19 protein-coding genes are annotated in these 25,607 nt (G+C 71.2%); 13 read left to right on the forward strand and 6 right to left on the reverse strand.

Going from position 1 to position 25,607, the window contains the following annotated elements; genetic code table 11:
- Window positions 1–3: 3 nt before the first annotated feature.
- Both ACFWPQ_RS26705 and ACFWPQ_RS26710 read right to left on the reverse strand, forming a co-directional pair.
- Window positions 4–1,572, reverse strand: coding sequence for a CocE/NonD family hydrolase (locus ACFWPQ_RS26705; RefSeq protein ID WP_384039673.1), 1,569 nt, complete (start codon window positions 1,570–1,572; stop codon window positions 4–6).
- Window positions 1,573–1,688: 116 nt separating this feature from the next.
- Window positions 1,689–2,453 carry a hypothetical protein gene (locus tag ACFWPQ_RS26710; RefSeq protein ID WP_384039676.1) on the reverse strand — a complete coding sequence of 255 codons (765 nt, stop codon included), beginning with the start codon at window positions 2,451–2,453 and terminating at the stop codon, window positions 1,689–1,691.
- Between the two features lie 143 nt (window positions 2,454–2,596).
- On the opposite strand from ACFWPQ_RS26710, the gene ggt reads away from it, so the two are divergent.
- Complete coding sequence (ggt, locus tag ACFWPQ_RS26715; protein ID WP_384039679.1) at window positions 2,597–4,390, forward strand: gamma-glutamyltransferase; 1,794 nt, start codon at window positions 2,597–2,599, stop codon at window positions 4,388–4,390.
- Window positions 4,391–4,478: 88 nt separating this feature from the next.
- On the opposite strand, the gene ACFWPQ_RS26720 is transcribed toward ggt, so the two are convergent.
- Entirely contained in the window at window positions 4,479–7,037 is a 2,559-nt protein-coding gene (locus tag ACFWPQ_RS26720) for an ATP-dependent Clp protease ATP-binding subunit (protein ID WP_384039682.1), read from the reverse strand.
- A 635-nt stretch (window positions 7,038–7,672) separates the two neighbouring features.
- Window positions 7,673–8,452, reverse strand: coding sequence for a type I methionyl aminopeptidase (gene map / locus ACFWPQ_RS26725; protein ID WP_384039685.1), 780 nt, complete (start codon window positions 8,450–8,452; stop codon window positions 7,673–7,675).
- Between the two features lie 44 nt (window positions 8,453–8,496).
- Here map and ACFWPQ_RS26730 point away from each other — a divergent pair, with 44 nt between their 5' ends.
- The 9 genes from ACFWPQ_RS26730 (at window position 8,497) to ACFWPQ_RS26770 (ending at window position 19,822) form a co-directional block, all read left to right on the forward strand.
- A complete protein-coding gene (locus ACFWPQ_RS26730) occupies window positions 8,497–8,748 on the forward strand; it encodes a helix-turn-helix transcriptional regulator (RefSeq protein ID WP_361301825.1) in 252 nt (83 codons plus the stop codon).
- Window positions 8,749–8,874: 126 nt separating this feature from the next.
- On the forward strand, window positions 8,875–10,506 hold the full coding sequence (locus tag ACFWPQ_RS26735) for a hypothetical protein (protein ID WP_384039688.1): 1,632 nt from the start codon (window positions 8,875–8,877) through the stop codon (window positions 10,504–10,506).
- Window positions 10,507–10,708: 202 nt separating this feature from the next.
- Window positions 10,709–11,551: a nitrilase-related carbon-nitrogen hydrolase gene (locus ACFWPQ_RS26740; RefSeq protein WP_384039691.1), complete on the forward strand. Its 843-nt coding sequence runs from the start codon at window positions 10,709–10,711 to the stop codon at window positions 11,549–11,551.
- Window positions 11,548–12,831, forward strand: coding sequence for an aspartate aminotransferase family protein (locus ACFWPQ_RS26745; protein ID WP_384039694.1), 1,284 nt, complete (start codon window positions 11,548–11,550; stop codon window positions 12,829–12,831). Before ACFWPQ_RS26740 ends, ACFWPQ_RS26745 begins: the two co-directional genes overlap by 4 nt.
- 190 nt (window positions 12,832–13,021) lie before the next feature.
- Entirely contained in the window at window positions 13,022–14,602 is a 1,581-nt protein-coding gene (locus ACFWPQ_RS26750) for a PucR family transcriptional regulator (RefSeq protein WP_384039697.1), read from the forward strand.
- Window positions 14,603–14,772: 170 nt separating this feature from the next.
- A complete protein-coding gene (locus ACFWPQ_RS26755) occupies window positions 14,773–15,615 on the forward strand; it encodes a nitrilase-related carbon-nitrogen hydrolase (protein ID WP_384039700.1) in 843 nt (280 codons plus the stop codon).
- A gap of 120 nt (window positions 15,616–15,735) precedes the next feature.
- Window positions 15,736–17,139: a dihydropyrimidinase gene (gene hydA / locus ACFWPQ_RS26760; protein ID WP_384039703.1), complete on the forward strand. Its 1,404-nt coding sequence runs from the start codon at window positions 15,736–15,738 to the stop codon at window positions 17,137–17,139.
- Between the two features lie 11 nt (window positions 17,140–17,150).
- Window positions 17,151–18,170: a TIGR03842 family LLM class F420-dependent oxidoreductase gene (locus ACFWPQ_RS26765; protein WP_384039706.1), complete on the forward strand. Its 1,020-nt coding sequence runs from the start codon at window positions 17,151–17,153 to the stop codon at window positions 18,168–18,170.
- A gap of 131 nt (window positions 18,171–18,301) precedes the next feature.
- Window positions 18,302–19,822, forward strand: a complete 1,521-nt coding sequence (locus ACFWPQ_RS26770) for an NCS1 family nucleobase:cation symporter-1 (RefSeq protein WP_384039709.1) — start codon at window positions 18,302–18,304, stop codon at window positions 19,820–19,822.
- A 37-nt stretch (window positions 19,823–19,859) separates the two neighbouring features.
- Here the strand turns inward: ACFWPQ_RS26770 and ACFWPQ_RS26775 are convergent, their stop codons facing one another.
- Both ACFWPQ_RS26775 and ACFWPQ_RS26780 read right to left on the reverse strand, forming a co-directional pair.
- Window positions 19,860–20,543: a hypothetical protein gene (locus ACFWPQ_RS26775; protein WP_384039712.1), complete on the reverse strand. Its 684-nt coding sequence runs from the start codon at window positions 20,541–20,543 to the stop codon at window positions 19,860–19,862.
- A 260-nt stretch (window positions 20,544–20,803) separates the two neighbouring features.
- Window positions 20,804–21,073, reverse strand: a complete 270-nt coding sequence (locus ACFWPQ_RS26780) for a GlsB/YeaQ/YmgE family stress response membrane protein (RefSeq protein WP_361301855.1) — start codon at window positions 21,071–21,073, stop codon at window positions 20,804–20,806.
- Window positions 21,074–21,330: 257 nt separating this feature from the next.
- Here ACFWPQ_RS26780 and ACFWPQ_RS26785 point away from each other — a divergent pair, with 257 nt between their 5' ends.
- From ACFWPQ_RS26785 to ACFWPQ_RS26795, 3 genes are all read left to right on the forward strand, one after another.
- A complete protein-coding gene (locus ACFWPQ_RS26785; protein WP_217547931.1) occupies window positions 21,331–21,693 on the forward strand; it encodes a metalloregulator ArsR/SmtB family transcription factor in 363 nt (120 codons plus the stop codon).
- A 227-nt stretch (window positions 21,694–21,920) separates the two neighbouring features.
- Window positions 21,921–23,624: an LCP family protein gene (locus ACFWPQ_RS26790; protein WP_384039716.1), complete on the forward strand. Its 1,704-nt coding sequence runs from the start codon at window positions 21,921–21,923 to the stop codon at window positions 23,622–23,624.
- Window positions 23,625–23,730: 106 nt separating this feature from the next.
- The gene (locus ACFWPQ_RS26795; protein ID WP_384039719.1) at window positions 23,731–25,551 is read left to right on the forward strand and encodes a gamma-glutamyltransferase family protein; all 1,821 of its coding nucleotides are present in this window, start codon (window positions 23,731–23,733) and stop codon (window positions 25,549–25,551) included.
- Window positions 25,552–25,607: the final 56 nt, after the last annotated feature.

The raw sequence follows: 25,607 nt of genomic DNA on the forward strand, positions 1-25,607 counted from the left end.
AGATCACTGCTCGCGCAGCGGAACGGACACGTACGACGGGTCGTCCACCGGCGAGGAGAAGGTCAGCTGCGCGCCGGACGGGTTGTGCTCGATGTAGAGCGGGTCCACCGTGTCGACCACCAGCGCGAGCCGGTGCCCGGCGGGCACGTCGTAGGCCGTGGCGAACAGGTCCAGGTCCACGCCGAACGCCCTGCCGGGCGTCCGGCCGTGCCAGGTGTACGGCGCGTGGGTGACCAGCTTGCCGAGGCCGAGCGGCCCCACGTCGTAGAGGTAGGCGACGAGGGTGCCGCTCTCGGCGGTCGGGGTGAGGGTGGCGTGCAACCGGGCGGTGCCGCGCACCTGCTGGGCGCTGCCGTACCGCTCGGACTGCCAGACGGCGGCCCAGCGCCGGGGCAGCAGCGGGATCGAGGCGACCGGGGGCAGCTGGGCGACCTGGTCGAGGATGCTGGAGAGGAAGACGGTCCCGCCGTCCGCGCCCGAGTCGACGTTGGCGTGCACGGTGGCCGTGCCCGCGAGATCGATCTTCCGCCGCGTGGCGCCGACCGACTTCCAGTCCGGATAGCCCTCGTAGCCGCCCGTGGAACGGGACTTGAGCTCCACGGGCTGCTCGCGGTCGATCCCGTTGGCCGCGCCCTTGAGGTAGTGGTCGAACCAGCGCTCGGTGTCCGTCCACACGTCGTTGGGCAGCCCGAACAGTCCGGTCAGCTCGGCGGTGGCGTGGTCGCCGGGGCGCAGTTCGAGCCGCTTGGGGCCGGTCAGCCTGCCGTAGAAGTCGGCGATCTGGTTGGGCGGGAAGATCGTGTCGCCCCAGGCGTTGGCGAGCATGATCGCCGCGCCGTTCTTGTTGATCTGGTCGACATAGGTCGCGGCGGAACGTTTCTTTCCCCAGTCGATCAGTTCCTGTTCCTTGGACAGGTCGGCGGCGAAGAAGTCCTTGAGGGCCTGGCTGGTCTCCGCGCTCGGGTGCCCGGTGACGAGGCCGACGCCGTCCAGCACGGCCGTGGCCTCGGAGTGTTCGGTGCGGCCCGAGTAGATCGAGTCGATCAGGTCGGCCCAGCCGCTGAGCGAGGCGACCGCCTTGATGCGCTGGTCATGTGCGGCCGCGAGCAGGCTGATGCCGGCGCCGTACGACACGCCGGCCATGCCGATGTGCCCGGCGTCGGACGGGGTGTTGGCGAGCGCCCAGTCGATCACCTTGGAGGCGTCGGCCACGTCGGGCGGACCCGCCACCTCTATCTCGCCGCCGGACTGCCAGAAGCCCCGGACGTTGTAGGCCACCACCACATAGCCGGAGTCGGCGAGCTTCTGGGCCTGGGCCAGGTACTGGACCTGGGGGAAGCCCCAGCTCGTGGGCATGACGAGCAGCGGGTAGCGGTGCGTGCCGTCGGCGCTCGCGGGCGTGACCACGTTCGCCTTGAGCGTCGTACCGCCGTCGCCGGTGATGTCGACGAAGCGGACGCCGTTCGTGGCGGCCTGGGCGGCGGGGGTGAACCCGAGGACGCCTCCGGCGATCAGGGTCGCGGAGACGGCGCCCACGGCGGTCGTGCGCAGGGCCTTGCGCTGGGTTCCCACAGGTCACTCCCCATACGTGTCAATGCAAAGTGACCCGACGGTAACCGCGACCTCTTACCGCAAGTAACCCGTCGGTAAGTTACGTGCGAGTAACGATTGTTGAAGGGTGCAGGTAGTCAGGACGCGCGGTGCGAGGCGGGTGCGGTCTCGGTCGCGGCGGGCGGCAGCGGCGCCTGGGCGGCACGGGTGACGTCCTCGACGAGTTCGACCACGTCAGGGCCGTACGCCTGCGAGTTGACGACCTTGAGGAGCAGCACGAAGGAGTTGTTGCCGTGCTTGCGGGCGAGCCGCTGGTGGTTGCGGGCGAGGTAGCGGGTGGCCGCCTGGTTGGTGATCGCGCGCTGTCCGCAGAAGAGGAACACCGGGCGCGCGTCCGGGCGTTGGCCGGCGGTCAGGCGGGCCAGCAGCACGTACTCCGTGATGCCCGGATCCAGCCGGTAGCGCTCGGTGCCGATCTGGAAGGCGCCGCGGTCCGGGCCCGGCTCCGGGTCGATGTTGACGCGGACGCCGGGCAGCATCGCCGACATGTGGGCGAGCATCCGGCGATTCGACCCGGGACCGCCGACGCAGAACTCGGTCCGCTCGCCGAAGCCCTGCTGGACGTTGTCCTGGGTCACCATCTGCAGGTTCGCGCCGCAGTCCTTGATCAGCGCGGCCAGCTCCAGGAGGGCGAAGACGTCGAAACGGTGGACCGCCGGTTCGGAGGTGGCCGGATCGCGGTTGACGACCAGCAGGGACTCCGAGTTCTCCGGCAGCCCGAAGAAGGCCTGCTTGCGGCGCAGGCTGCGACGCCACAGCGAGGTACGGGCCAGCCAGCCGAGCGCCGCGCTGATGCCGGCCGCCACGACGCCGAGGATAATGTTGCGCAGGTCGTCATTCATGGGCGCGCATGCTAGCGGTCACAGGTGGCCGGAACGTACCCGTGTTCGAAGTGTGGCAGTCATATGACAGTGCCCTGAATGTGGCTGTCGGGGCTGCGGCCCCGTCGATACGCTGCGCGGACGTTCCGGAACTGGAGGTGCGGATGCGTCGCCCTGTCGCGCGGAAACTGACGGTCCTGGCGGTCTCGGCCGCGGTGGTGTCGGTGGGGGCGGCAGCGCCTCCCGCCCCCGGCGCCGCAACCGCCGCGAAAACCCCGGTGGCCGTCGGCTACGGCGGTGCGGTCGCCAGCGTCGACGCGGACGCCACCGCCGCCGGCATCGAGGTGCTCCGCAAGGGCGGCAACGCGGTCGACGCGGCCGTCGCGACCGCCGCCGCACTCGGCGTCACCGAGCCCTACTCCTCCGGCATCGGAGGCGGCGGCTACTTCGTCTACTACGACGCCAAGTCCCGTACCGTGCACACGATCGACGGCCGCGAGACCGCGCCGCTGACCGCCGACTCCAACCTGTTCGTGGAGAACGGCCAGCCGCTGGCCTTCGCCGACGCCGTGAGCAGCGGACTGAGCGTCGGGACGCCGGGGACGCCGGCGACCTGGCAGACGGCGCTGAACCAGTGGGGGAGCGAGCGGCTCTCCACGGTGCTGAAACCGGCCGAACGGATCGCCCGCAACGGGTTCGTCGTCGACGACACCTTCCGGACGCAGACCGCCGCGAACGAGACACGGTTCCGGTACTTCCCCGACACGGCGAAGCTGTTCCTGCCGGGCGGGCAGCTGCCGGTGGTGGGCTCCACCTTCAAGAACCCGGAACTCGCGCGGACTTACAAGGAGCTGGGGAAGAAGGGGGTCGCGGACATCTACCAGGGCGACCTCGGCAAGGACATCGTGTCGACGGTCGACAACCCGCCGGTGGACCCCGCTTCGGGGTGGAAGGCGCGGGCGGGCAAGCTGTCCACGAAGGATCTGGCCGCCTACCGGGCCAAGTTGCAGGCGCCGACCGAGACCGGGTACCGCGGGCTGAAGGTGTACTCCATCGCGCCGTCGTCGTCCGGCGGGACGACGGTCGGGGAAGCCCTCAACATCCTGGAGAACACCGACCTCTCCAACGCCAGCGAGGTGCAGTACCTGCACCACTACATCGAGGCGAGCCGGATCTCCTTCGCCGACCGGGGGCGCTGGGTCGGCGACCCCGCGTTCGAGGACGTGCCGACGAAGGGGCTGCTGTCGCAGCGGTACGCCGACGAGCGGGCGAAGCTGATCAGCGACGACGCGGTGCTGACCAGCCCGGTCGCGCCGGGTGACCCGAACAACCCCGGGTCGACGGGCACGGCGGCGCCGACCACGTACGAGGGCGAGAACACGACGCACCTCACGGTCGCCGACAAGTGGGGGAACGTCGTCTCCTACACGCTGACCATCGAGCAGACCGGCGGCAGCGCGATCACCGTGCCCGGGCGCGGGTTCCTGCTCAACAACGAGCTGACCGACTTCTCCTTCGCCCCGGCGAACCCCGCGGTGCACGACCCGAACCTGCCGGGGCCCGGGAAGCGGCCGCGGTCCTCGATCTCGCCGACGATCGTGCTCGACAAGGCGAACAAGCCTGTGGTCGCCGTGGGTTCGCCCGGTGGGGCGACCATCATCACCACCGTGCTCCAGGTGCTGACCGAGTTCCTCGACCGGCATCTGCCGCTGGTGGACGCGATCGCCGCGCCCCGGGCGTCGCAGCGGAACGCGGCGAAGACCGAGTTGGAACCGGCGTTGTACAACGACGCCGATCTGCGGGGGAAGTTGGAGGCCATCGGGCACTCGTTCTCGTTGAATCCCGAGATCGGGGCGGCGACGGGTGTGCAGCGGCTGCCGGGCGGGAAGTGGCTGGCGGCGGCTGAGACCGTGCGGCGGGGTGGGGGTTCCGCGCAGGTGGTGGATCCGGCTCCGTAGTTCGCGGTCTGCGGGCGCGTGGGGGCTGGTCGCGCGCACGCGGCGGAGCCGCAAATCGATACAGCCCCGCGCCCCTTTGGGGTGCGCCTCAGGCAGGGGCGCTTGACTGGTTCTGCTTGTTGAACACCAAGCGCTCGCCCTCTACATCCACCGTCACCCTGCTGCCCTCGGCGACCGTGCCGTCCAGGAGCAGCCGGGACAGCTGGTTGTCGACCTCCCGCTGGATGGTCCGCCGTAGCGGTCGGGCGCCGTACTCCGGCTGGTAGCCGTGTTCTGCCAGCCAGTTGACCGCCGCGTCCGTGAAGTGGGCCGTGACGCCCTGGGCGTGCAGCATGCGGCGGGTGTGTTCCAGGAGGAGCTCGGTGATCTGGTGCAGCTGCTCGCCGGTGAGCTGGCGGAAGACGACGATCTCGTCGATGCGGTTGAGGAACTCCGGGCGGAAGTGTTCCCGCAGCGGGCGCAGGACGCGTTCGCGGCGGGCCTCCTCCGTCGCCTCCTCGCCGCCGGGGCCGAAGCCGATGCCGGCGCCGCGCCTGGTGATCACGTCCGAGCCCAGGTTGCTCGTCATCACGATGACCGTGTTGGTGAAGTCCACCGTGCGGCCCTGGGAGTCGGTCAGGCGGCCGTCGTCCAGGACCTGGAGCAGGATGTTGAACACGTCGGGATGGGCCTTCTCCACCTCGTCCAGGAGGAGGAGGGAGTACGGGTGGCGGCGGACGACCTCGGTGAGCTGGCCCGCCTCCTCGTGGCCGACGTAGCCGGGCGGGGCGCCCACCAGGCGGGAGACGGTGTGACGCTCCTGGTACTCGCTCATGTCCAGGCGGACCATCCGGTCCTCGCTGCCGAACAGCACCTCGGCGAGCGCGCGGGCCAGTTCGGTCTTGCCGACGCCGGTCGGGCCGAGGAAGAGGAAGCTGCCGATCGGGCGCTGGGGGCTGGCGAGCCCGGCGCGGGAGCGCATGACCGCCTCGGAGACGACGGCGACCGCCTCGTTCTGGCCGATGACCCGCTGGTGCAGATGGGCCTCCAGGCCGAGCAGCCGTTCCTTCTCCTCCTGGGTGAGGCTGCTGACCGGGATGCCGGTCTGGCGCGAGACCACCTCGGCGATCGCCTCGGCCGTCACCTCCAGGTTCATCCCCTCGTCCACCTCGTCCTCGCCGGAGAGTTCGGTGGTGCGGGTCTTCAACTCGCCGATGCGGTCGCGTAGCTGGGTGGCGCGCTCGTACTGCTCGTCGGCGACCGCCTGGTCCTTGTCGCACGTGAGCCGCTCGATCTCGCGCTCCATAGCCCGCACGTCGCTGCCCTTGGTGCGGGCGCCGAGGCGGACCCGGGCGCCGGCCTGGTCGATCAGGTCGATCGCCTTGTCCGGCAGCCTGCGGTCGGTGAGGTAGCGGTCGGAGAGCTCCACGGCGGCGACCAGCGCCTCGTCGGTGTAGCGGACCTGGTGATGGGCCTCGTAGCGGTCGCGCAGGCCGCGCAGGATCTCGATGGTGTCGGGGACCGTCGGCTCCGGCACCAGGATCGGCTGGAAGCGGCGGGCCAGCGCCGCGTCCTTCTCGATCTTGCGGAACTCCTCGAGGGTGGTCGCGCCCACGATGTGCAGCTCGCCCCGGGCCAGCGCGGGCTTGAGGATGTTGGCCGCGTCCATGGCGCCGCCCTCGCCGCCGCCCCCGGCGCCGACCACGGTGTGCAGCTCGTCGATGAAGACGATCAGCTGGTCGGAGTGCGAGCGGATCTCGCCCACGATGTTGTTGAGCCGCTCCTCGAAGTCGCCCCGGAAGCGGGTGCCCGCGACCACGCCGGACAGGTCGAGGGCGACCACCCGGCGCCCGGCGAGCCCGTCCGGCACGTCGCCGTCGGCGATCCGCTGGGCCAGCCCCTCGACGATCGCCGTCTTGCCGACGCCGGCGTCACCGATCAGCACGGGGTTGTTCTTGCCGCGCCGGGAGAGCACCTCGATGGTCTGCTCGATCTCGTCGTCGCGGCCGATCACCGGGTCGATGCGGCCCTCCCCGGCCAGCTCGGTCAGGTCGCGGCCGTACTTGTCGAGGTTCGGCGTGCTGCTCGTACGGCGCCGGGTGTCCGGTCCGGCGTGCGAGCGGTCGGTCTCGGCGGTGTCCGGCGGCAGGCCGGCGGCGGCGAACCGGGCGGCGTTCAGGATGTGCCCGGCGGCCGAGTCCGGGTTGGCGGCGAGGGCGCCCAGGACATGCTCGGGGCCGATGTATCCGGCCCCGCCGGCCCGGGCCAGGTCGTGCGCGTCCAGCAGGGCGCGCTTCACGGCCGGGGTGAGGGACAGCGAGGTCGGTGGGGGCGCCTCGCCGGGCGGGTGCTGGACCGGGCCCGCGCGGCCGTCGATCTCCGTGGCCAGCGAGTCGGGATCGGCGCCGGACCTGCTCAGCAGGGAGCGGGTGGGCTCCGCCGTGAGCGCGGCGCGCAGCAGGTGCTCGGTGTCGAGGTCCCGGCTGCCGTGCTCGGCGGCGTACTGGGCGGCGCCCTTGACCAGTTCCCTGGCCGGCTGGCTCAGCAGCCTGCCGATGTCGATCTGCCGGGGACCCTGGCGGGCTCCGCCGCCACCGAAGAAGCGCGCGAGGAACTCCCCGAAGGGATCCTGTCCGTAGTCGCCCGGTCCGGGGTAGCCGCTGTTCATGAGCGTTCGTTCCGTTCCGGCGTCCCGGCGCCTTGGGGGACGCGCTCGCTGGTCGACGTGCCGGTCCACGCGGGTGCCCCTGCAGGGCCCGGTCACACCACCTTCGCACGCCCGCCGGAGGGGGGCACGTCCAGCCGTCCGGGCGGCGGGCCGCCTGGCGACTGCGTATTTCACGCTGTGCGTATTTCACACTGTGCGTATTTCACGTCGTGTATTTCAGGGACTACGGCCGCCCTGCCCGCCGGAAAGAATTCAGCACCGGAGCCACTCCGGACGCGATACCGCGGTAATAGACACACTTTTCCTGCGGCGTACCGGCCGGACCCGGAATCCGGCCGGTACGCCTGCGGCGCGTTATGTCAGGTGATCAGCGGCCGTTGGTATTCGGCCGGGGCCGCCGCCGACCCTGGGGCGGAGGCGGCGGAGGGACCGGCTGGCGTCGCGTGGGCCGGGGGAACGGAACTCGCATGCGCACGTTTTCCATGAGAACTCCTTCGCTGATTGGGCGGCTGTTTCTCCGCCCGTCACGGATATGTATACGGGGGGACCGCCGCCGTTGTTCAGTGTTCTGGAGAATTCATTTGTGCTCCACCGGCCCGCATATCACGATAAGAAATGCTCAGGAAAAGCCTGTGTCAGTTCTTTGAATTCCGGGCGGTGAGGACCCGCGGTCCCGCCTCCGTGATCGCCACCGAGTGCTCCACGTGAGCGGCCCGGGAGCCGTCGTTCGTGCGCAGGGTCCAGCCGTCGGGAGCCTCGTGGTAGCCGTCCCGGCCGCTGCTGATCAGCATGGGCTCGATCGCGAGGGCCATGCCGTGCCGGAGCGGGAAGCCGCGCCCGGGGCGGCCTTCGTTCGGCACCTCCGGGTCCTCGTGCATACGGCGGCCGATGCCGTGCCCGCCGAAGCCCTGCGGGATGCCGTAGCCGGCCTCGCGGCACACCCGCCCGACCGCGTGCGCGATGTCGCCGGTGCGGTTCCCGACCACCGCGGCCGCGATGCCCGCCGCCAGCGCCCGCTCCGCCGTCTCGATCAGCCGTACGTCCGCCGTGCGCGGCTCGCCGACCGGGAAGCTGATCGCCGAGTCGCCGGCCCAGCCGTCCAGTTCGGCGCCGCAGTCGATGGAGACCAGGTCGCCGTCGCGCAGCCGGTACGCGGTCGGGATGCCGTGCACGATCGCGTCGTTCACGGACGCGCAGATGACGGCGGGGAACGGGGTGGGCGCGAACGAGGGCCGGTAGCCGAGGAAGGGGGAGGAGGCCCCGGCCGCGCGCAGCACCTCCCGTGCCACCTCGTCCAGTTCGAGGAGGGAGACGCCGACGTCGGCGGCCTCGCGTACGGCCGTCAGGGCTCGCCCGACGACCTGCCCCGCCGCGTACATGGCATCGAGCGATGTGTCTGTCTTCAGTTCCACCATGCCAATTAATATACCGGTTTTCTCGACCGGGTTAGAATGACGGCATGGTACGTACCCCTCTCACCCCGGAAGAGCGCGAACGCGGCGAGCGGCTCGGCCGGTTGCTGCGCGAGGCGCGCGGCGGCCGGAGCATGACCGAGGTCGCCGCCGCGGCGGGCATCTCGGCCGAGACCCTCCGCAAGATCGAGACCGGGCGGGCGCCGACCCCCGCCTTCTTCACCGTCGCCGCGCTGGCCCGCGCCCTGGGCCTGTCGATGGACGACCTGGTGGAGCGGTGCGCCCTGCTCGCCGTGTGACACGCATCGGTCAAGATCGGGCAATGAGGGCTCTGCGCCCCCGCTGAAAACCCCCTGTAGCAATCCCGTAACACAACTGGTGTTGCCTACGGAGCCGGAGTGTTCCGGTCTGGCGGGAGTCGAGCGATGACTGTGGATCAACTCCCCGGCCGGGTGCGGGAGTTCGCAAACTACCTGAACGGCCTGCTGGCGCGCCTGGACCAGGGCGGCGGCTGGTGCGCCGTCTTCTGGCAGCGCGACCCCGACGGTATGCAGGCCTGCCTCGGCGGGCGCGAGGTGCCGCCCTGGGATGTCGTGGAGGCGCTGCTCCAGGACCTCGCGACCGTGTACGGCACCGACGCCGCCGCACACGAGGCCCAGCAGGCCCGGCTGCTGCACGCGGACGCGCTCACCGCGTACGACTCCCGGCCGGGCGCCCGCGAGGACCTGAGCGACCGCCTCGACGGCACGCTCCGCGAACAACGGTACGCCGCCGAACGGCTGGCCCAGCTGGGCCGCGCCCTCGACGCCGCGCACTCCCGCGAGGAGGCCGAGGCCCTGAGCATCGATTTTGCCTGGGCCCGCGACGACCACGAGCGGGCGACCGCCCGGTGTGCCGAACTCCGGGCCCGGATCGGGCGGATGGAGCACCGGGCCGAACTCGCCGGACGCCTGCGGAGTGCGCGGACGACGCAGCTCGGGGGCGGCAGGGAGCTGTTCCGCGCCGGCGAGGCGTTCTCGGCCGGCGGGTCGGGCGATGCCGGCAGGGCCGGAGATCCGGCGCCGGCGGCGACGGACGGCGCGCACCCGGGCGGACCGTCGGGGGAGACCCCGTCGGCGCGCGAGCCCTCCGGGCCAGGCCCGGCCGAACCGCTGGCGCACACCGCGACCGCCGTGGACGCGTACACCGCCGTGGACGCGCGCGAGGCAGGCCCCGCGTCGCTCGGCCACCCGAACGGGACCACGCCCGACGAGGGCCCAACGGCGCGGACCCCGGCCGCGGCTCCCGAGCCGGACCCCGCCCCGGTCCCGGAGGGCTCCGCCCCGGCCAAGCAGCGCAAGCGGCGCCGGGGCAGCGCCCGGTTCGCCGGCATGGCCGAGGACGAGGCCGCGCCCACCGTCGTACCGCAGACGCCCGAGGCGTCCGCGCCCGCGGCCGCCACCGGCCGCCGGACCCCGCGCGGCGCCCGGTTCGCCGGGGCCACCGAGGCGCCGGCGCGGCCGGAGCCGGCGGTGGCCCAGCCCGACGAGGAGGCGGGGCGGGCCGTGACGGCCGCCGTGGAGCGGCTCGTACAGCTGCGGGCGGAGGGCCGCACCGGGGAGGCGCACGCACTCCTGGCCGAGGCCGCGCAGTGGGCCGCCGCCCGGTTCCCGCTGCTTGCGGACGCCCTCCAGCGGGCCGGGCTCGGCGCCGACTGGGCCACGCTGCTCTGGGAGGCGGCCTCGCTGCCGCCCGTCCGGCTCGTCGCGGCCGCCGACGCCCTGACCGCCGCGGGCCGGACCGACGACGGCCGGCAGATCCTGCGCCAGGGCGTCGCCCGCCCCGCCACGGAGATCGGCGAGGCCGTCCTCGTCCTGGACGCGGAGGGCCGGCACCGGGAGGCCCGGGCCCTGCTGGACACCTACGTCCAGGTCCGCACCCCGGAAGAGGCGGCCCACAGCGCGGAACCGGACCCCCAGCGCCTGGTGCCCCTGCTGCTCCGTTCGGCGCAGTCGGTCTCGGACCAGCGCCAGTGGGACCTGCTGCACGCACTGCGGGTGGCCGGCCTCGCTTCTTGAGGGGCGCGGGGAACTGCGCGACCAGCCCCCACGCACCCGCAGTCGGGAACGGAGCCCGGCTGAATCGGCGCTTCCGGGACGGCTCCGCATCCGCCAGCCAGGTAGGAAACGCGATCGACTCGGCGGCTTAACGACGATGGTCTTGGCAAGGGCTCGGAGGAGGCTTACTTTCGACCCTCTACGGGCGTAGAAGGAGCAGCTCATGGCCAACGTCGTACGCGCCGCTCTGGTCCAGGCCACCTGGACCGGCGACACCGAGTCCATGGTGGCGAAACACGAGGTGTACGCACGCGAGGCGGCCCGCCGAGGCGCGAAGATCATCGGATTTCAGGAGGTCTTCAACGCCCCCTACTTCTGCCAGGTCCAGGAACCCGAGCACTACCGCTGGGCCGAACCGGTCCCGGACGGCCCCACCACCCGTCGTATGCAGGAACTCGCGCGCGAGACCGGCATGGTGATCGTCGTCCCGGTCTTCGAGGTCGAGCAGTCCGGCTTCTACTACAACACCGCCGCCGTGATCGACGCCGACGGCACCGTCCTCGGCAAGTACCGCAAGCACCACATCCCGCAGGTCAAGGGCTTCTGGGAGAAGTACTACTTCAAGCCCGGGAACGCCGGCTGGCCGGTCTTCGACACCGCCGTCGGCAGGGTCGGCGTGTACATCTGCTACGACCGCCACTTCCCGGAGGGCTGGCGACAACTCGGCCTCAACGGCGCCCAGTTGGTCTACAACCCGTCGGCCACCTCACGCGGCCTGTCGGCCTACCTCTGGCAGCTGGAGCAGCCGGCCGCCGCCGTCGCCAACGAGTACTTCGTCGCCGCCATCAACCGGGTGGGCCAGGAGGAGTACGGGGACAACGATTTCTACGGGACGAGCTATTTCGTCGATCCACGTGGGCAGTTCGTGGGGGAGGTCGCGAGCGACAAGGGTGAGGAACTCGTCGTCCGTGACCTCGACTTCGACCTGATCGACGAGGTGCGGCAGCAGTGGGCCTTCTACCGCGACCGCCGTCCCGACGCCTACGAAGGGCTGGTACAGCCGTGAACGACCTCTTCGCCCGCCACCGCCAGGTCCTGCCCGACTGGCTCGCGCTCTACTACGACGAGCCCCTGGAGATCACCCACGGCGAGGGTCGGCACGTCTGGGACGCGGCCGGCAACCGCTACCTCGACTTCTTCGGCGGCATCCTCACCACGATGACCGCGCACGCGCTCCCCGAGGTGACGAAGGCGGTGAGCGAGCAGGCCGGCCGGATCATCCACTCCTCCACGCTCTACCTCAACCGCCCCATGGTCGAACTGGCGGAGCGGATCGCGCAGTTGAGCGGCATCCCGGACGCCCGGGTCTTCTTCACCACCTCCGGCACCGAGGCCAACGACACGGCCCTGCTGCTCGCGACGACCTACCGCCGGACCAACACCGTCCTGGCGATGCGCAACAGCTACCACGGCCGCTCCTTCAGCGCGGTCGGCATCACCGGCAACAAGGGCTGGTCCCCGACCTCCCTCTCCCCGCTGCAGACGCTGTACGTGCACGGCGGCGTCCGCACCCGCGGCCCGTTCGCCGAGCTGAACGACCGCGACTTCATCGCGGCCTGCGTCGACGACCTGCGCGACCTCCTCGGCCACACCCGCCCCCCGGCCGCGCTGATCGCCGAACCCATCCAGGGCGTCGGCGGCTTCACCTCCCCGCCCGACGGGCTGTATGCGGCCTTCCGCAAGGTCCTCCAGGAGCAGGGCATCCTCTGGATCGCCGACGAGGTGCAGACCGGCTGGGGCCGCACCGGCGAGCACTTCTGGGGCTGGCAGGCACACGGCCAGAGCGGCCCGCCGGACATCCTCACCTTCGCCAAGGGCATCGGCAACGGCAGCTCCATCGGCGGCGTGGTGGCCCGCGCCGAGATCATGAACTGCCTGGACTCCAACAGCATCTCGACGTTCGGCGGCACCCAGATCACCATGGCGGCGGGCCTCGCCAACCTGTCGTACCTCCTGGAACACGACCTCCAGGGCAACGCCCGCCGCGTCGGCGGCCTCCTCATCGAACGCCTCCGCGGGGTCGCCGCCCAACTGCCCGGCGTACGCGAGGTCCGGGGTCGCGGCCTCATGATCGGCGTCGAACTGGTCAAGCCCGGCACCGACGAGGCCGACCCCAAGTCCGCCTCGGCAATCCTGGAAGCGGCCCGCGAGGGCGGCCTCCTGATCGGCAAGGGCGGTGGCCACAACACGAGCGCGCTGCGCATCGCACCGCCGCTGTCCTTGACGGTGACGGAGGCGGAGGAGGGCGCGGCGATTCTTGAACAGGCGCTGCGGAGTGCCTACTAGGGGCTCCGCCGGAAGTGCCGCGACATGCCGTGTGCCGACTGCGGCGCCGTCGTGGCCGGTCGCGCAGTTCCCATCGCCCCTAAAGGGGCGCCGTGCAGCCCCCTGCTTTTAGGGGCGCGGGGAACTGCGCGACCAGCCCCCACCGGCCCGCAGTTCCCATCGCACCGCACCCGACCAAGGGACACGCAAGATGACCGCCACTTGGGACCCCCCGAACACCACAGACCCCATACTGTCGGTCCGTCAGATCCTTGCCCTGGAACGGGTCCTGGCCGGAGACCCCGAGGTGGTCGCCGGCGCCACCCACCTCGACCGCCCCGTCCGCTGGGTGCACGTCGCCGAGGCCCCCGACGTCGGCGTCATGCTCACCGGCGGGGAAATGGTCCTCACCACCGGCGTCCTGCTCGCCGGCGACGAGCACAAACAGGCCGAGTACATCCAGTCCCTGCACCGCTCCGAGGCCGCCGCCGTGGTCCTCGGCCTCGGCCGCGCCTTCCCCTCCCCGCCCGACGCCATGCGCCGCGCAGCGGACCGCTGCGGCCTCCCCCTGGTGGTCCTGCACCGCCCCTTCCCCTTCGCCGAACTGACTGAGGAGGTCCAGTCCCGCCTGGTCCGGCGGAAGTTCGCCGCCGTCAGCCTCTCCGAGTCGGTCCGCACCGCCCTCACCGGCCTCATCACGGCCGGCGCCCCCCTCCAACGGCTCCTCGACGAAGTCGCCGTGCACAGCGCCTGCCCGGTCGTCGTCACCAACCTCGCGCACCGGGTCCTCGCCACCGCGGGGGAGCGCTCCGCGGTGGACGACGTGCTGCGTGACTGGGAACGCATCGCCCGGCAGGCCGGCGGCGGCACCGGCGACGGGTGGATCCGCGCCGAACTGGGTGGCCGGGGCGAGCGCTGGGGCCAGATCATGCTCTGCGGCCACCGCGGCGACACCGCCACCGGCCGGCTGCTCGCCGACCGAGCCGCCGAGGCCCTCGTCCTGCACCGCATGCTCGGCGGCGGCTCCGCCCACACCTGGGAGGAACAGTCCGCGCAGAGCCTGCTGACCGACCTGGTCTCCGGCGTCGTACCGGCACGCCAACTCCTGCCCAGGGCGCGGGCGGCCGGGCTCCCGGTCAACCGGCGGACCTTCGTCCCGCTCGTCGTACGGGACGCCGAACCGGCCCAACTGGAGCGGATCCTGCGCCTGCTGGGCCTGCCCGGACTCGTCGCCGAACTCACCGAGCGCACCACCGCCGTGCTCCTGAGCCTCGCCCGCGACCAGGACGCCGACGCCCTTGCCGCGCACTTCGCCGCCCGGCTGCACGACGAGTCGGCGGGGCCCCGGGCGGTGGTCGCCGCCGCGGGCGCCCGGACCGTCTGGGACGACGTGCCCGTCGGGCTGCGCGAGGCCCAGCACGTCGCGGACGCGGTCGCCGACACCACCGCCGCCCTCGACCTCCCGGCCGTCGTACGCCTCAAGGACGTCCACCTGCGCGGCCTGATCCGGCTGTTGCGCGACGACCCGCACGTCCAGTCCTTCGCCGAGCGCGAGCTGGACGGACTGCTGTGTCCGGTCGGCACCGACCAGGACCTCCTCGGAGTCCTGCGGACCTACCTCGCCACCGGCCGCAACAAGTCCCGCACCGCCCAGCTCCACCACGTCTCCCGGCCCGCGCTGTACCGCCGCCTGGAGGCGATACAGACCCGGCTCGGCGTCGACCTCGACGACTTCGAGCAGGCCGCCTCCGTGCACATCGCACTCCTCGCGCACGACGCGCAACAGCAGTGAAACATGCGACGACCTGGGAAAACGGCGGTGAAACATGGGCCAACGGCAGCGTGACACGGTGCAACGCCGGGCGCCCGCAGACGTGACACGATGGCACTCAAAGCCTGCTTTCGGGCTTTCTAGGCTCCTCGCACATCGAGCGACACACGCCCGAGCGACCGGAGGTCCCGATGAGCCGAGTGATCCGTGCCGCCCTCTTCCAGACCGCCTGGACCGGCGACAAGGAGTCGATGATCCAGGTCCACGAGCAGGCGGCCCGCGACGCGGCCGCGCAGGGCGCCCAGGTCCTGTGCTTCCAGGAGCTGTTCTACGGGCCCTACTTCTGCCAGGTCCAGGACAAGGCCTTCTACGAGTACGCCGAACAGGTCCCGGACGGCCCGATCGTCCAGCGCTTCCAGGCGCTCGCCCGCGAACTGGGCCTGGTCATGATCCTGCCGGTGTACGAGGAGGAGCAGCCCGGCGTCCTCTACAACACCGCCGCCGTGATCGACGCCGACGGCTCGTACCTCGGCAAGTACCGCAAGCACCACATCCCCCAGGTCCCGGGATTCTGGGAGAAGTTCTACTTCCGCCCGGGGAACGCCGGCTGGCCGATCTTCGAGACGGCCGTCGGGAAGATCGGCGTCTACATCTGCTACGACCGTCACTTCCCGGAGGGCTGGCGGGCGCTGGGCCTCGCGGGCGCCGAGATCGTCTTCAACCCGTCGGCCACCTCGCGCGGACTCTCCCGCTACCTCTGGCAGTTGGAGCAGCCGGCGGCGGCCGTCGCCAACGAGTACTTCGTCGGCGCGATCAACCGGGTCGGCGTGGAGGAGCTCGGCGACAACGACTTCTACGGGAGCTCCTACTTCGTGGACCCGGAAGCCCAGTTCGTCGGCGAGGTCGCCTCCGACAAGGAGACCGAACTGGTCGTCCGCGACCTGGACCTGGCCAAGCTCCGCGAGGTCCGCGACCGCTGGCAGTTCTTCCGGGACCGCCGCCCGGACGCGTACGCCCCACTGACGGCTCCCTGATCGCGCCCCCGCTGAAAGCGTCCCGTCAGGGGCGCGGGGCTGTGTTGAATTTGCGGCTGCCGCCGCGTGGGCGCGACCAGCTACGTCGGACCCGCACGTGACCACGAAGGAGAGGACCCCATGACCGGCCGGACAGTAATCCGTGGCGGACTCGTCATCACCGCGTCCGACGAGATCCACGCCGACGTCCTGATCGAGGACGGCCGCATCGCCGCCCTCGCGGCGACCGGCACCCCCGCCGCCGAGGCCTTCACCGCCGAGCGGACCATAGACGCCACCGGCAAGTACGTCATCCCTGGCGGTGTCGACGCCCACACCCACATGGAGCTGCCGTTCGGCGGCACCTTCGCCTCCGACACCTTCGAGACCGGCACCCGGGCCGCCGCCTGGGGCGGCACGACCACCATCGTCGACTTCGCCGTGCAGAGCGTCGGCCACAGCCTGCGCGAGGGCCTGGACGCCTGGCACGCCAAGGCCGAGGGCAACTGCGCCATCGACTACGGCTTCCACATGATCGTCTCCGACGTGAACCAGGAGACGCTCAAGGAGATGGACCTCCTCGTCGAGGAAGGCGTCACCTCCTTCAAGCAGTTCATGGCCTATCCCGGCGTCTTCTACTCCGACGACGGCCAGATCCTGCGCGCCATGCAGCGCTCCGCCGAGAACGGCGGCCTGATCATGATGCACGCCGAGAACGGCATCGCCATCGACGTGCTGGTGGAGCAGGCGCTGGCGCGCGGCGAGACCGACCCCCGGTACCACGGGGAGGTGCGGAAGGCCCTCCTCGAAGCCGAGGCCACCCACCGCGCCATCAAGCTCGCCCAGGTCGCCGGCGCGCCCCTCTACGTCGTGCACGTCTCCGCGATGGAGGCGGTCGCCGAACTGGCCCGCGCCCGCGACGAGGGGCTCCCCGTCTTCGGCGAGACCTGTCCCCAGTACCTCTTCCTCTCCACCGACAACCTCGCCGAGCCCGACTTCGAGGGGTCGAAGTACGTGTGCAGCACCCCGCTGCGCCCCAAGGAGCACCAGGCCAAGCTCTGGCAGGGCCTCAGGACCAACGACCTCCAGGTCGTCTCCACCGACCACTGCCCCTTCTGCTTCGTCGGCCAGAAGGAGCTGGGCCGCGGCGACTTCTCGAAGATCCCCAACGGCCTGCCCGGCGTCGAGAACCGGATGGACCTGCTGCACCAGGCCGTCGTCGACGGGCACATCTCGCGCCGCCGCTGGATCGAGATCGCCTGTGCCACCCCGGCCCGCATGTTCGGCATGTACCCGAAGAAGGGCACCATCACCCCGGGTGCCGACGCGGACGTCGTCATCTACGACCCGCATGCGGAGCAGGTCGTCTCCGCCGAGACCCACCACATGAACGTCGACTACTCGGCGTACGAGGGCAAGCACCTGACCGGCCGGGTCGAGACGGTCCTCTCGCGCGGCGAACTCGTCATCACCGAGCGGGAGTACACCGGACGCGCCGGGCACGGCGTCTACACCCCGCGCTCCACCTGTCAGTACCTCAACTAGGAGAGGCGCCCATGGACTTCGGACTCGTCCTGCAGACCGACCCGCCGGCCTCCCGGGTCGTCAGCCTGATGAAACGGGCCGAACGCAACGGCTTCCGCTACGGCTGGACCTTCGACTCCGCCGTGCTCTGGCAGGAGCCGTTCGTGATCTACAGTCAGATCCTGGCCAACACCAGCAAGTTGACGGTCGGGCCGATGGTCACCAACCCGGGCACCCGCACCTGGGAGGTCACCGCCTCCACCTTCGCCACCCTCAACGACATGTTCGGCAACCGCACGGTCTGCGGCATCGGCCGCGGCGACTCCGCGATGCGGGTGGCCGGCCGCAAGCCCAACACCCTCGCCCGGATCAGCGAGGCCATGAAGGTGATCCGCGCCCTCGGCGGCGGCGGCGAGGCCGACCTGGGCGGCACGGTGATCAGGTTCCCGTGGATCAAGCCGGGTGCCCAACTCCCGGTCTGGATGGCCGCGTACGGCCCGAAGGCCCTGAAGATGACCGGTGAGGAGGCCGACGGGTTCATCCTCCAGCTCTCCGACCTCTACCTCACCGAGTACATGGTCAAGGCGGTGAAGGACGCGGCCGTGGCCGCCGGACGCGACCCGTCCGAGGTGACCATCTGTGTCGCCGCCCCGGCCTATGTCACCGAGGACGACTCGCCCGAGGCCCTCGCCCACGCCCGCGACCAGTGCCGCTGGTTCGGCGGCATGGTCGGCAACCACGTGGCCGACCTCGTCTCCAAGTACGGCGAGCACTCCGCCGCCGTACCCGACGAACTCACCGACTACATCAAGGCCCGCCAGGGGTACGACTATTCGCATCACGGTCGCGCGGACAACCCGGACACCGAGTTCGTACCCGACGAGATCGTCGACCGCTTCTGCATCATCGGCCCGGCGGAGAAGCACATCGAGAAGCTGAACGCCCTGCGTGAGCTGGGCGTCGACCAGTTCGCCGTCTACGACATGCACGACGCCCAGGAGGCCACCATCGACGCGTACGGGACGAAGGTCATCCCGGCCGTCAACGGCTAGCCCACACCTGGCAGTTGGTCTCCCCCTTCCCGCCGTCCCGGGAAGGGGGTCAGGGCGCCGCCCCACCCGCGTACCCCCCCGCCCCGCCCGCACGGCCTTTCCCGTCCCACCTCACCACGATTGGCCTGCCCATGACCGACACCGCTCCCTCGGCCATACCCATCTCCGGTCAAGTCTCCCTCCCCGACGGGCGCGTCGAGCTCACCCCGGGCTCTCCGCCGCCGAGCGGTCCGTACGCCAACGAGGACCTGCTGCCGGTCCCCGTCGAGAAGCGCACCTGGACCACGTACAACTTCACCGCGCTCTGGGTCGGCATGGCCCACAACACGGCGTCCTGGACCCTGGCCTCCGGGCTCATCGCGGTCGGCATGGACTGGAAACAGGCCGTGTTCACCATCGCCCTCGCCAACCTGATCGTCCTCGTCCCGATGCTGCTCACCGGGCACGCCGGACCGAAGTACGGCATCCCCTTCCCGGTCTTCGCCCGCGCCTCCTTCGGTGTGCGCGGCGCCAACCTCCCCGCTGTCGTAAGGGCGTTGGTGGCCTGCGGCTGGTTCGGCATCCAGACCTGGATCGGCGGCGAGGCCATCTACTTCCTCGCCGGCAAGCTGATCGGCGACAGCTGGGCCAACGCCTCGCACATCGGCGGCTACGCCTGGACCATGTGGCTGTCGTTCGCGCTCTTCTGGGTGCTCCAGGTCGCGATCATCTACCGGGGCATGGACACCATCCGCCGCTTCGAGAACTGGGCCGCGCCCTTCGTGATCGTCGGCGCCGTCGTGATGCTGATCTGGATGAGCAACAAGGCCGGCGGCCTCGGCCCGCTCTTCGACCAGCCCTCCAAGCTCGGCTGGGGCGGCGGCTTCTGGAAGATCTTCTGGCCGTCCCTGATGGGCATGATCGGCTTCTGGTCGACGCTGTCGCTGAACATCCCCGACTTCACCCGGTACGGCAAGAGCCAGAAGGCGCAGACCTGGGGCCAGGCCCTCGGCCTGCCCACCACCATGACCCTCTTCGCCTTCCTCTCCGTCCTGGTGACCTCCGGCTCGCAGGCCGTGTACGGGCAGCCGATCTGGGACCCGGTACAGCTCGCCGCGAAGACGGACAACGTGGTCGGCCTGCTCTACGCCCTGGTCACCGTCCTCGTGGCGACCCTGTCCGTGAACATCGCGGCCAACCTGGTCTCGCCCGCCTTCGACTTCTCCAACATCGCGCCCCGGAAGATCAGTTTCCGCACCGGCGCGCTGGCCACCTGCGTCCTCGGCGTGCTGATCTTCCCGTGGAAGCTGTACTCCGACCCGCAGGGCTACATCTTCACCTGGCTCGGTCTGGTCGGCGGTCTGCTCGGCACGGTCGCCGGCATCCTCATCGCCGACTACTGGATCCTGCGCCGCACCGGCCTCGACCTGACCGACCTGTACCGCACGGGCGGCCGTTACTGGTACGACGGCGGCTGGAACTGGCGGGCGGTCTTCGCCTTCCTCGTCGGCGGCATCCTCGCGATCGGCGGCGCCAGCTTCAAACCGCTGATCGACGGCCGTCCCATCCCGGCCCTGTCCTCGCTCGCCGACTACGGCTGGGCGGTCGGCCTCGGCACGTCCCTGGTGCTGTACCTGGGGCTGACCCTGCTGGTGCCGCCCAAGGAGGCGTGAGGGCGAGCAGTGAACGCGCGAAGGGCGGCCGGTCCGGTCACTGGCTGCCCTTCAGCGCGGTCACCGCGCTCTTCGCCGCCTGGATGGCACCCTTGTTGATCACGTCCGTGCTGGGCGCCTTCTTGGACTCGAAGTCGCTGCCGTTGTAGGTGACGACCACCAGCGCGTTGGAGACCTGGGCCAGCACCACGCCCTCACGGGTCTGCTGCTTGTCCTCGGTGGTCAGGTTCACGACCGAGTAGCCGTTGTCGCCGAGCCCCGGCACCGCCCCGCCGCCGCTCTTCTCGGCGACCCGGTCCTTGTACTCCTTCGCGGCCGCCGCGTTCGTGTCCATGATCTCGAAGGAGACGTCGAGCCAGCGGTAGTCGTACCCCTTGAGCGCGTTCCAGGAGCAGGTGCGGCGCAGCTTGGTGTCCGTGGAGGGAATCTCCTTGCCGGCCGTCTTCGCGCCGGGCACCAGCGACTTGATGGTGGCCACCGGGATGCTCCCGCAGGGGGCGGGGGCGGCGGAGTACGTCTTGGTGGCCGCCGTCGAAGCGGAGGACGTCGAGGGGGAGTCGCTCCCCGACTGGCCGGCCGTCTGCTGGGCGGAGGTGTCACCGGAGGCGCTGGTGGACGTCGTCGTGTCCGGGCCCGACGCCATCACCCAGCCCGCACAGGCGAGCACGGCGACCGGCGTCAGGCGCGCGGTGAGGGCGAGTGGCAGTGGAAGAGAACGCAAGTCGCACTTCTCGCTGGGGGACGGTGTGCGGAGGAGTCCACACTGCGGACGGGACGCCAGTTTCACACGAGTCCCTGTGGGGCGGAAGTGAAATCGATGCCTTGCCTGTGGGGCGGCCCCGGCGCCTGGTTGACGGTGGCCGGGGGCCGTCCCCCTACATCCGGAATGTCGTGCGTCCGCGGTCCCTGTACATCCGGAATGTCGTGACTGCAGCCGGCCTTCGAGGGTGACGGGAGTCACCGCCGTGCCGGTCCGGTGTCTCAGGCGCGGCGCGAGTCGCCGAACAGGATCCGGTAGCCGATCAGCAGGACCAGGGAGCCGGCGATGGCGGCGCCCCAGGTGTAGAGGTCGAAGAAGTGGTTCTCGACCGGGCGGTCGAGGAAGCGGGCCGAGAGCCAGCCGCCGACGAAGGCGCCCGCGACGCCGATGAGGGTGGTGCCGATCAGGCCGCCCGGGTCACGGCCGGGCAGCAGGACCTTGGCGATGGCTCCGGCGAGGAGACCCAGGACGATCCAGCCGATGATGCCCACGTTCGTTGTCCTCCAGTGCGAATGCCGCGTCTGCCGCGTTACGGGTGCTACTCCGCTGAGTTGCGTTGTTGCGCAAGCTTATGAACGGCGGTGGCCGCGGGCCATGCCTGACGTCGAGCCGTCGATGATCTGTCACCCGCTCATGACAATGCGGGGAACACGTGGCGGACATTGCGGGGAGGCCGTGCCGGGGACGGTGACCGCACGCCTACACTGAGTGGGCGTCTGTGCGGAGGCTGTGATGGGGGGAGCGGGCTGTGGGGGAGGACATCGGGGGCTTCACGGATCCCTCCGACGGGGTGCTGGCGGAGGCGGCCGCGGTGTTCGGGCTGCTCGCCTCGCCGGCCCGGCTGCACATCATGTGGGCGCTGTCCCAGGGCGAGAGTGACGTGACACGCCTCGCCGACCGGGTCGGCGGCGCCCTGCCGGCGGTCAGCCAGCATCTGGCCAAGCTCAAGCTGGCCGGTCTGGTGCGGTCCCGGCGGGAGGGGCGGCGGCAGGTCTACTACGTGGACGATCCGGACATCGTGACCGTGGTGCGGGTCGCCGTCGGGCAGCTGACCGCGCGCTCGCACCAGGCCCCGGCGCCGGTGCGGCGGTTGTACGAGGCCGGTGTCTGACCGCGCGGACACGGAGCGGTGCGCGAGGGCGGACGGTGTGTGTGTCCCGGAGGTTTCATGAGATCCCTCACCTGTGAATTCGGGTGGGGTCTGTGCTGTCGGGGCTGTGGGTTTGTTAGATTGCGCAATCACGCAACCCAAGAGGGCCCACCTCGCGGTGGCCAGTGTCCCGCCGCGTACGCCCGACCGTACCCGCAGACGGACCCGACCGTTCATGGGAGTGGAAGATGACCGACCCGTGGGACGGCCCGGGAGGCCAGGCCACACGCAGCCGCACCGACCGGGTGCCCGGACAGCGTGGCTCCCTGCCCGACGGGACGCGGCCGACCGGCGGCCGGGCCGCCGCCCGGCAGGCGGCCAAGACCCGCGGCAGCAGGGGCTCCCGGCGGGCCAGACCGGCGGGCCGCGGCAAGCGGGTCATGAAGATCCTCGGCCTGGTCACGGCCGTCCTGGTCCTGGTCACGGCCGGCGCCGGCTGGTGGTTCTACCAGCACCTCAACGGCAACATCAACAGCGTCTCCCTGGACGGCAAGGGCGGCACCGAGAAGGCCGACGCCTTCGGCCGGACCCCGATCAACATCCTGGTGATCGGCTCGGACGCCCGTACCAGCAAGACCGACTGCAAGCTCGGCGGCGGCTGCAAGGAGACCGGCGTACAGAGCGGCAACGGCAACGCGGACGTGGAGATGGTCGTCCACATATCCGCCGACCGCTCCAACGCCACGGTCATGAGCATCCCGCGCGACACCATGGTCGACGTCCCGGCCTGCAAGGACACCGAGAACAACACCTCCACGTCGGGCTACTACGGCCAGGTCAACAGCGCCCTCCAGTACGGGCCCGCCTGCCAGGTCGACACCATCCACCAGCTCACCGGCATCCCCATCGACCACTTCGTCAAGCTGGACTTCTCCGGCGTGGTCAAGATGTCCGACGCGGTCGGCGGTGTCTCGGTGTGCGTCAACTCCAACGTGTACGACACCTACTCGCACCTGAAGCTGTCCAAGGGCACCCACACCCTCAAGGGCGAGGCGGCACTGGAGTTCGTCCGCTCCCGGCACGGCTTCGGCGACGGCAGCGACCTCGGCCGCACCATCTCCCAGCACATCTTCCTCAGCGCGATGATCCGCAAGTTCAAGAGCGCGGGCACCCTCACCGACCCCACCGCCGTATACAACCTCGCGGACGCCGCCACCAAGGCGCTCACCGTGGACGACGAACTGGGCAGCGTCAAGAAGCTGATCTCGCTCGCGGCCGACGTGAACAAGGTCCCCACCAAGCGGATGACCTTCACCACCATGCAGACCGCGCCCGACCCGAACAACAGCAACCGGGTCGTGGTCGGCGAGGGCGCCAAGGACCTGTTCGCCACCATGGCCAACGACCAGTCGCTGACCACCAGTTCGGGCAAGAAGTCGTCGGCGGCCTCGGCGACCGCGAGCGCCGAGCCGACGGCCACCGCGACCGTCCCCGCGTCCCAGATCGCCGTGACCGTCGAGAACGGCACCGACATCACGGGCCGCGCCTCCGCCATCGCCAACTCCCTGATCTCGCAGGGCTTCAGCACCGGCACGAGCACGGCCAACGCCCCGAACTCCGCGACCACCACCACCCTGACCTACGGCAGCGGCGACAAGGCCGAGGCACAGACCGTCGCCAAGGCCCTCGACCTGCCCAGCTCGCACGTCAAGTCGGGCAGCGGCACCGGCGTCACCCTCGTGATCGGCAGCGACTGGACGACCGGCACCTCCTTCCCGGCGAGCGCCGGCGACACCAAGGCGGCCGTCGCCAACGCCAACGCCTCGACGGCCAGTGACTCCAAGACCTGCGCCAAGGTCAGCCAGTACAAGACGGTCAGCCTCAACGGGATCGCGATGACACCGGCCCAGGCGTACGCGGCGGCGACCAACAAGCCCGACTCGGACAAGTAGGGACGGGGGAGAGGCGAGCCCCCGGCAGGGGGTTCGCCTCGCCACGGCCGTGAAAGCATGTAACAGCCAGACACCTGGCCCGGCCGTGCGCACAGCGAGGTGACAGATGCAGTTCACCACCCGTCCGACCCTCCAGGGCACCTTCGGCATGGTGTCGTCCACGCACTGGCTGGCCTCCCAGTCGGCCATGGCCGTCCTGGAGAACGGCGGCAACGCGTACGACGCGGCCGTCGCCGGCGCCTTCGTCCTGCACGTGGTCGAGCCGCACCTCAACGGGCCGGCCGGCGAGGTGCCGATCCTGCTCGCCCCGGCCGGCGGCGAGGTACGGGTGCTGTGCGGCCAGGGCGTGGCCCCGGCCGGCGCCACCGTCGCCCACTACCGCGCGCTCGGCCTGGACCTCGTCCCCGGCACCGGCCCGCTGGCCGCGGCCGTCCCCGGCGCCTTCGACGCCTGGCTGCTCCTGCTGCGCGACCACGGCAGCAAGCCGCTGGACGAGGTCCTCGCGTACGCCATCGGGTACGCCGAGCACGGGCACCCGCCCGTGGAGAACGTGGGCGCGACGGTGGAGAGCGTCCGCAAGCTGTTCGAGACCGAGTGGACGTCCTCGGCCGAGCTCTACCTGCCCGGCGGCCGGGCGCCCCGCACCGGTGAGCTCCTCCGCAACCCCGCCCTCGCCGCCACCTGGAAACGGCTGCTCGCCGAGACCGCGGGCGCCGGGGACCGGGAGGCCCGCATCGACGCGGCCCGCGAGGTGTGGCGCACCGGCTTCATCGCCGAGGCACTGGTCCGGCAGGCCGCCCGCCCCACCATGGACACCAGCGGCACCCGGCACACCGGCACCCTCACCGCCGCCGACCTGGCCGCCTGGTCCGCGAGCTACGAGCGCCCGGTGTCGTACGACTGGAACGGCTGGACCGTGTGCAAGGCGGGCGCCTGGAGCCAGGGCCCGGCCCTCCTCCAGCAGCTCGCCCTGCTGCCGCCCGACCTGCCCGCGTACGGCTCCGCCGACTACGTCCACCTCCTCGTCGAGGGCTGCAAACTGGCCATGGCCGACCGCGAGGCCTGGTACGGGGACGCGGCCGAGGTGCCGCTGGCGGACCTGCTCTCCGACGCGTACAACGCCGGGCGGCGGGACCTGATCGGCGCCAAGGCCTCCGACGAGCTGCGGCCCGGCAGCCCCGGCGGGCGCGTGCCCCGGCTGCCCGGGTACGCGCGCGTGGAGGCCGGGAGGAGCGGCGCCTTCGACCCGCTGGGTGCCGGTGAGCCGACCGTCGCGCAGGTCGCCGCCGACGGCACCACCCAGGTCGCCGCCGACGGCACCACCCGGGGCGACACCTGCCACCTGGACGTCGTCGACCGCTGGGGCAACATGGTCGCGGCCACGCCCAGCGGCGGCTGGCTCCAGTCCAACCCGGTCGTCCCCGAGCTGGGCTTCCCGCTGGGCACCCGGCTCCAGATGGCCTGGCTGGAGGAGGGACTGCCCAACTCCCTCACGCCCGGGCGGCGCCCCCGCACCACCCTCACCCCGTCGATCGCCCTGCGCGACGGCGTCCCGGCGCTGGCCTTCGGCACGCCCGGCGGCGACCAGCAGGACCAGTGGCAGCTGCACTTCTTCCTCGCCGTCGCGCTGCGCGACCAGGTCCGCGGCGGCCTCGACCTCCAGGGCGCGATCGACGCCCCGAACTGGCACAACGACAGCTTCCCCAGCTCCTTCTACCCGCGCGGCCGCCGCCCCGGCAGCCTGACCGTCGAGTCGCGCACGGACCCGGAGACCGTGGCGGAGCTGCGGCGGCGCGGCCACGACGTGACGGTCGGGCCGGGCTGGTCGGAGGGGCGGCTGTGCGCGGTGGCGCGGGACCCGGAGACAGGGGTGCTGTCGGCGGCGGCCAACCCGCGCGGGATGCAGGGCTACGCGGTCGGACGCTGACGCCGACGCGCTGACCTGGTACGTCCGGCGACGGCCCGCCGGACGTCGGCACCGCC

It is taken from the genome of Streptomyces sp. NPDC058464 (assembly GCF_042721035.1).
GTDB lineage: Bacteria > Actinomycetota > Actinomycetes > Streptomycetales > Streptomycetaceae > Streptomyces.

Bases quoted from the DNA above. Each gene is read 5' to 3' on its own strand.
- ACFWPQ_RS26710 (WP_384039676.1), bottom strand. From the start codon at position 2,453: ATGAATGACGACCTGCGCAACATTATCCTCGGCGTCGTGGCGGCCGGC.
- ggt (WP_384039679.1), top strand. From the start codon at position 2,597: ATGCGTCGCCCTGTCGCGCGGAAACTGACGGTCCTGGCGGTCTCGGCC.
- ACFWPQ_RS26720 (WP_384039682.1), bottom strand. From the start codon at position 7,037: ATGAACAGCGGCTACCCCGGACCGGGCGACTACGGACAGGATCCCTTC.
- map (WP_384039685.1), bottom strand. From the start codon at position 8,452: ATGGTGGAACTGAAGACAGACACATCGCTCGATGCCATGTACGCGGCG.
- ACFWPQ_RS26730 (WP_361301825.1), top strand. From the start codon at position 8,497: ATGGTACGTACCCCTCTCACCCCGGAAGAGCGCGAACGCGGCGAGCGG.
- ACFWPQ_RS26735 (WP_384039688.1), top strand. From the start codon at position 8,875: ATGACTGTGGATCAACTCCCCGGCCGGGTGCGGGAGTTCGCAAACTAC.
- ACFWPQ_RS26740 (WP_384039691.1), top strand. From the start codon at position 10,709: ATGGCCAACGTCGTACGCGCCGCTCTGGTCCAGGCCACCTGGACCGGC.
- ACFWPQ_RS26750 (WP_384039697.1), top strand. From the start codon at position 13,022: ATGACCGCCACTTGGGACCCCCCGAACACCACAGACCCCATACTGTCG.
- ACFWPQ_RS26755 (WP_384039700.1), top strand. From the start codon at position 14,773: ATGAGCCGAGTGATCCGTGCCGCCCTCTTCCAGACCGCCTGGACCGGC.
- hydA (WP_384039703.1), top strand. From the start codon at position 15,736: ATGACCGGCCGGACAGTAATCCGTGGCGGACTCGTCATCACCGCGTCC.
- ACFWPQ_RS26765 (WP_384039706.1), top strand. From the start codon at position 17,151: ATGGACTTCGGACTCGTCCTGCAGACCGACCCGCCGGCCTCCCGGGTC.
- ACFWPQ_RS26770 (WP_384039709.1), top strand. From the start codon at position 18,302: ATGACCGACACCGCTCCCTCGGCCATACCCATCTCCGGTCAAGTCTCC.
- ACFWPQ_RS26790 (WP_384039716.1), top strand. From the start codon at position 21,921: ATGACCGACCCGTGGGACGGCCCGGGAGGCCAGGCCACACGCAGCCGC.
- ACFWPQ_RS26795 (WP_384039719.1), top strand. From the start codon at position 23,731: ATGCAGTTCACCACCCGTCCGACCCTCCAGGGCACCTTCGGCATGGTG.